The sequence below is a fragment of the Halanaerobium sp. genome, assembly GCF_003070835.1.
Genome location: NZ_QBLR01000021.1, coordinates 22,595 through 28,656, shown reverse-complemented (window position 1 = coordinate 28,656; position 6,062 = coordinate 22,595). Strand labels below are relative to the sequence as shown.

At 37.6% G+C, this 6,062-nt stretch carries 8 protein-coding genes; all 8 read right to left on the bottom strand.

The features are described 5' to 3' along the window. The coding region (locus tag CI949_RS04225) for a phosphopantetheine-binding protein (RefSeq protein ID WP_290763275.1) at positions 1-114 on the bottom strand (114 nt) is incomplete at its 3' end. A gap of 40 nt (positions 115-154) precedes the next feature. Continuing rightward, complete coding sequence (gene fabG / locus CI949_RS04220) at positions 155-901, bottom strand: 3-oxoacyl-[acyl-carrier-protein] reductase (RefSeq protein WP_290763268.1); 747 nt, start codon at positions 899-901, stop codon at positions 155-157. 36 nt (positions 902-937) lie between these two features. Beyond that, positions 938-1,885 (bottom strand): enoyl-[acyl-carrier-protein] reductase FabK, encoded by a 948-nt coding sequence (gene fabK / locus CI949_RS04215; RefSeq protein WP_133530787.1) that lies wholly within the window; start codon positions 1,883-1,885, stop codon positions 938-940. Continuing rightward, positions 1,886-2,899: a phosphate acyltransferase PlsX gene (gene plsX, locus CI949_RS04210; protein ID WP_108139690.1), complete on the bottom strand. Its 1,014-nt coding sequence runs from the start codon at positions 2,897-2,899 to the stop codon at positions 1,886-1,888. A 148-nt stretch (positions 2,900-3,047) separates the two neighbouring features. After that, the gene (gene rpmF, locus CI949_RS04205) at positions 3,048-3,221 is read right to left on the bottom strand and encodes a 50S ribosomal protein L32 (protein WP_108139692.1); all 174 of its coding nucleotides are present in this window, start codon (positions 3,219-3,221) and stop codon (positions 3,048-3,050) included. An 18-nt stretch (positions 3,222-3,239) separates the two neighbouring features. Continuing rightward, positions 3,240-3,722: a DUF177 domain-containing protein gene (locus tag CI949_RS04200; protein WP_108139693.1), complete on the bottom strand. Its 483-nt coding sequence runs from the start codon at positions 3,720-3,722 to the stop codon at positions 3,240-3,242. A gap of 71 nt (positions 3,723-3,793) precedes the next feature. After that, entirely contained in the window at positions 3,794-4,990 is a 1,197-nt protein-coding gene (locus CI949_RS04195; RefSeq protein ID WP_108139695.1) for an acetate/propionate family kinase, read from the bottom strand. Between the two features lie 19 nt (positions 4,991-5,009). Continuing rightward, entirely contained in the window at positions 5,010-6,008 is a 999-nt protein-coding gene (pta, locus tag CI949_RS04190; RefSeq protein WP_108139697.1) for a phosphate acetyltransferase, read from the bottom strand. Positions 6,009-6,062: the final 54 nt, after the last annotated feature.

Below are 6,062 nucleotides of genomic sequence, written 5' to 3'. Positions count from 1 at the left end.
TAAAGAATCTGCTCCAAGATCTTCTATAAATGAAGAGTCTTCAGTAACTTCATCTCTGTCAACTGCTAATTCTTCTGCTACAATATCAATAACTTTATCTAAGATATTATCCACTCCATTCACCTCCTTCCCAGGGCATTGAGCTCAAAACAGGTTAAGCGCCCATGCCTCCATCAATTTTAATTACTTCACCATTTATGTAGTTTGCATTATCTGAAGCTAAAAATGATACTAAATCTGCTACTTCTTCTGCTCTGCCAAAACGCGCCAGAGGAACCTGTTCTATGATTCCCTCTTTGATACTGTCACTCAGATCATCTGTCATTTCTGTATCTATAAAGCCAGGAGCTATTGCATTTGAGCAGACTCCTTTTGAAGCCAGTTCTTTGGCCATTGTTTTGGTAAAGCCAACAATTCCTGCTTTTGCAGCTGAATAATTAGCCTGGCCTGCATTACCATTAACTCCTACCACAGAAGATAGATTAATTAACTTAGCATTTTCAGCTTTAAGTAAATATCTTACTGCATTTTTGGTGCAGTTAAATACACCTTTTAAATTAATATCTAAAACCTGATCCCAGTCTTCTTCCTTCATTCTTAAAATAAGCTTATCCCTTGTAATTCCGGCATTGTTAACCAAAACATTAAGGCCGTCCATTTTTTTATAAGCAGTTTTAACTAAATTCGCTGCCTGATCAAAATCACTCACATCAGCCTGAATCAGATGAGCGGTACCACCGGCTGCTTCAATTTCACTTTTAACGTCTTCGGCTCTTGCTTTAGAATGGGCATAATTAATAACAACTTCCGCTCCTAAAGCAGCCATCTTCTTTGCTATTTCAGCTCCAATACCTCTGGAACTTCCTGTAATTAATACTTTTTTATCTTTAAGGTTTATCAAATTTGACACCTCTTTTATCTACTTATGATTAATATATTATCCCAACAGTTGATAGCTGTTTTTTATAGTCATTTCTGCGTCCAGAATAATCTCATCTACAATTTCTTTAACACTTTTAATTTCAGAAATCATTCCCGAAATCTGACCGGCCATTACACTACCCTGGTCAACATCACCATCAATAACAGCGTCCCGAAGCTTACCTGATCCCAGTTCTTCTACTTCTTCAGGTTTGGCTCCTTCCTTTTCCAGCCTGTCTATCTCTTTAGTCAGCTTGTTTTTAAGGTTTCGCACCGGATGGCCTGTGCTGCGGCCTGTAACAACTGCATCACGATCTCTGGCTCCTACAATGGCCTTTTTAAAGTCTTCAGAAGCTGTACATTCTTCAGAACAGACAAATCTGGTCCCAATCTGAGCACCCTTTGCTCCCAGAGCAAGCACTGCCGCCAGACCCCGACCGTCAGCAACTCCACCAGCTGCTATTACCGGTACCTTAACTGCATTAACTACCTGAGGTACTAAAGCCATAGTAGTCAGCTCTCCGATATGACCTCCAGCCTCTGTTCCTTCTACTATAACTGCATCTACCTTTAGCCTTTCCATTCTTCTGGCTAAAGCTACAGAAGGAACTACAGGAATAACTTTAGATCCTACTTCCTGAAATCTTTTTACATGTTTACCAGGATTACCGGCACCTGTAGTAATTACAGGAACTTTTTTCTCTATTGCCAGTTCTATTATATCATCTGCAAAAGGAGAGAGTAACATAATATTTAAACCAAATGGCTTATCAGTCAGATCTCTTACCTTTTCAATTTCTTTTTCAATAACATCTGCCGGAGCATTACCAGCTCCAATTATACCCAGGCCACCTGCACTGGAAACAGCTGCAGCAAGTTCGCCAGTTGCAACCCAGGCCATACCTCCCTGAATAATTGGCTTCTCAATCTCTAGTAAATCACATAGTTCAGTTTTCAATGCCATTTATTCCAACTCCTCATTCTTTTCTAACTCACTTTTTATCAGTGCTACTATATCTTCTTTAACAGTATTTTTAGCAGTTTTAACAGCATTATAAATAGCAGTCCCATCCGAACTACCGTGACTGATAATAACAATACCATTAACCCCTAATAAAGGAGCTCCTCCATACTGTCTGTAATCAATTTTTTTCAAAACTTTTTTTAAATATGGTTTCAATAACAGCGCAGCCAGTTTTGATCTTAGATTAGTCTGAAAGCTTTCCTTAATTAAATCAAGAAAAAATGAAGCTGCCCCTTCTGTTGTTTTTAAAACTACATTGCCGACAAATCCATCTGTTACAACAACATCAACTTTGTCACTGAAAATATCTCTACCTTCAACATTACCAATAAAATTTTTGATCCGCTGATCATTACTTAAAATTTCATAGCTTTCTTTGCTTAAATTATTTCCCTTGCTCTCCTCTTCCCCAATATTTAAAAGAGCAACTTTAGGATTATCAATCTTCATTAAATTTTCCGCATAAAGCTGGCCCATCAAAGCAAACTGCTGTAGATTTTCGGGGCTGCAGTCAGTGTTGGCTCCATTATCTAAAACCAGAGTACTGCCATTTGCAGCAGGAAACTGAATTGCAATTGGTGGTCTAGAAACACCTTTAATCCGACCTACCCTTAATAATCCAGCTGCCATCACCGAACCTGTATTACCTGGAGAAATAAAAGCATCAACTTTTTGATCCTTCAATAATCCTGCACCTACATTAACTGTTGCATTTTTCTTGCTGCGCAGAGCTTTGATTGGAGATTCTTGCATCGTAATTATTTGATCAGCATTTTCTATTTTAAGCCTTTTCGAATCAAAGTCAGTTTTTGCTAACTCTTCGCTTATAATATCATATTCACCAATCAGGGTCAATTCAATTTCTGCTTCTTCTCTCAATGCTTTTAAAGCTCCTGCAATTAATTCTGCAGCATCCTTTTCTCCACTCATAACATCAACAGCTATTCTATACAATATTGCCGCCTCCCGGGTTCAAAAAAAGAAAATTTATATCTGTATCATTTGGAAAACATTATATCTCAACCGTCGGTCAAATGCAAGTTTATGGCAAGAAAAAAACAGAGAATCTCCTGCAGAGAGATCTCTGTTTTTCTAAAATATTTTAATTTCCGCTCACCTTTTTGCCATCATAATGTCCACATTCAGGGCATACATGATGAGGTAAAATCTTTTCATGGCAGTTTGAACATTCTACTAGACTTGGAGCACTCAGCTTCTTATGAGTACGTCTTTTACGCTTACGAGTTTTAGAAGTTCGTTTCTTTGGTACAGCCATTATATACACCTCCTTTGCTTATTTATCTTCACTTTCATTATAAAAGTCTTTAAGCTTTGCCAGACGTGGATCAACCACTTCTACCTCACAGTCACATTCCTCTTCATTTAAGTTCTGACCACATTCAGGACAGATGCCCTTGCAGTCTTCAGAACAGAGAGGTTTCATGGGTAAGGATAAAATAATGTTATCCACGACTATTTCGTCTAAATATAGTTCTTCCTCATCTTCCATTTCACTTTTTAAAATATCTTCGGAAATATCGAGCTCAACAGGAGAACTATACTTTTGTAAGCAGCGGCTGCAGCTTAAAATTAATTCTGCTTGCAATTTACCATTTACTACAAAAGAATCACTGGTATTAAAAATCTCTAAGTCAAGCTTAATTGGTTCTTCAATTTCAATTTCGCGGTTAGCAAATTCTAAATCATGAAATTCAAGCTCCAGTGATACCTGTTTGCTACCTCCAATTTCTTTTAAATCGCTGAGGTTTATATACAATTTATCTGATCACCCCTGTAAATAGCCACGTTTTATTATATAAAAAGCAGCCTAAACTGTCAAGAAGAAATTTACTTATTTACTAATTCCATTGTATCTCTGGCGATAACCAATTCCTCGTTTGTTGGAATAACCATTGCTTTAACTTTAGAATCATCAGTTGAAATAAATACTTCCTTACCACGGCTGTCATTTGCCTCATGGTCTACCTCTACTCCTAAATATTCAAGTCCTTCCAGAACTCCTGCTCTGGTATCTATAGAATTTTCACCGATTCCGGCTGTAAAGACAATAGCATCAACACCGCCCATTGCAGCTGTATAAGCTCCAATATATTTCTTCACTCTGTAATTAAAGAGTTCAATTGCAATTTCTGCCTGATGATTTCCTTCAGCAGCAGCATCTTCTACATCACGAGAATCACTGCTGACACCGGAAACACCTAAAAGACCACTTTCTTTATTCAAGATATCATCCATCTCTGAAGCGGAAATATCTTCCTTATCCATGATAAATGGAATTATAGCCGGATCAATATCTCCACAGCGGGTACCCATTACCAGGCCTTCTAAAGGAGTTAATCCCATACTTGTATCTACAGATTTACCATTTTTAACTGCTGCTACACTGGCACCATTACCTAGATGACAGGTCACAATTTTAAGTTCAGATAAAGGTTGATCCATCATCTGAGCTGCTCGTTTAGCAACAAAGCCGTGAGAAGTTCCGTGAAAACCATATCTTCTTACCCCATATTTCTTATAATATTCATAAGGAAGGGCATAAATAAATGCTTTCTCTGGCATTGACTGGTGGAAAGCTGTATCAAAAACTCCAACCTGAGGTTTGTCAGGCATTAGTTCTTTACAGACTTTAATCCCCATAATATTAGGAGGATTGTGTAAAGGAGCTAAATCAGCAACATCTTCCAGTTTTTTAATTGCCTGATCATCAATTATAGTAGATTCTGCAAATGCTTCCCCACCGTGAACAATTCGGTGTCCAATCGCCTCTACTTCATCCATATCTTCCAGTACACCGTGGTCTTTGGAAAGCAGTGTTTCTATTAATAATTCAATTCCTACCTTATGTGTAGGAATATCTTTTTCAATTACAATTTCTTCACCTGCACCATTTTCATATTCTAAAAATGAGTCATCAATTCCAATTCTTTGAATTAAACCCTTTGCCAGTACACTCTCTGTTTCCATATTGAATAACTGATACTTTAAAGACGAACTACCACTATTAATTACAAGTATTTTCATTTTCTTCCCCCTATAAATTTTATTTATTTTGAGCCTGTACTGCTGTAATTGCTGTTAAATTAACAACATCATCTACTGAACAGCCGCGAGACAGGTCATTGATTGGTGCTGCCAGCCCCTGTAGAATTGGACCAACTGCATCTGCACCTGCAAGTCTCTGTACAAGCTTATAACCAATATTTCCTGACTGTAAATCAGGGAAAACTAAAACATTTGCTCTTCCAGCTATTTCACTGTCTGGAGCTTTTCTTTGACCAACACTTTCTACTAAAGCAGCATCTGCCTGCATTTCACCGTCAATCTTTAAATGAGGTGCATTCTGATGGGCAATCTTTACTGCCTGCTGTACATTATCTACATTTTCATGCCGGGCACTGCCCATTGTGGAGAATGAAAGCATCGCTACTTTTGGATCAAAATCTAATAATCTGTGTGCTGTATCAGCTGTAGTTATCGCTATCTCTGCCAGCTGTTCTGAATTTGGAGCTGGATTTACAGCACAGTCAGAAAAGACCATTACTCCCTCTTCTCCAAATGATTTATCTTTAAGGACCATTATAATTGCACTGGAAACTGTTGAAATCCCTTCTGCAGTTTTTACTATCTGAAAAGCCGGTCTTAAAACATTACCGGTTGCATTAGCTGCTCCGGCAACCATTCCATCTGCTTTATCTGTATAAATCATCATTGTTCCAAAATACAGTGGGTCTTTGATAGCTTTTTCTGCTTCTTCCCGGCTAATCCCTTTATGTTTTCTTAATTCAAAAAATTCATCTCTGAACTCAGTTATGTAATCAGAATTTTCAGGATCAATAATTTCAACCCCGTCTAAATCAACTTCATACTCCTCTGCAGATTTTTGAATAGATTTTAGATTACCTAAAATTACAATTTCGGCAATCCCTTCAGCTTCTATTTCTGCTGCGGCTTTAACTATTCTTTCGTCATCACCTTCAGCAAAAACAATTTTCTTTAAATCAGAAGCTGCTCTCTCCTTGAAATTTTTAAGTACATCCATCTTAAATATCCTCCCCCGTGGTTTTAAAATATGTAATTTGTTCTTTATATATTT

What these genes read in the sequence shown, in the direction of transcription:
- pta (WP_108139697.1), bottom strand. Translation starts at nt 6,008, where the DNA reads ATGGATGTACTTAAAAATTTCAAGGAGAGAGCAGCTTCTGATTTAAAG.
- rpmF (WP_108139692.1), bottom strand. Translation starts at nt 3,221, where the DNA reads ATGGCTGTACCAAAGAAACGAACTTCTAAAACTCGTAAGCGTAAAAGA.
- fabK (WP_133530787.1), bottom strand. Translation starts at nt 1,885, where the DNA reads ATGGCATTGAAAACTGAACTATGTGATTTACTAGAGATTGAGAAGCCA.
- CI949_RS04195 (WP_108139695.1), bottom strand. Translation starts at nt 4,990, where the DNA reads ATGAAAATACTTGTAATTAATAGTGGTAGTTCGTCTTTAAAGTATCAG.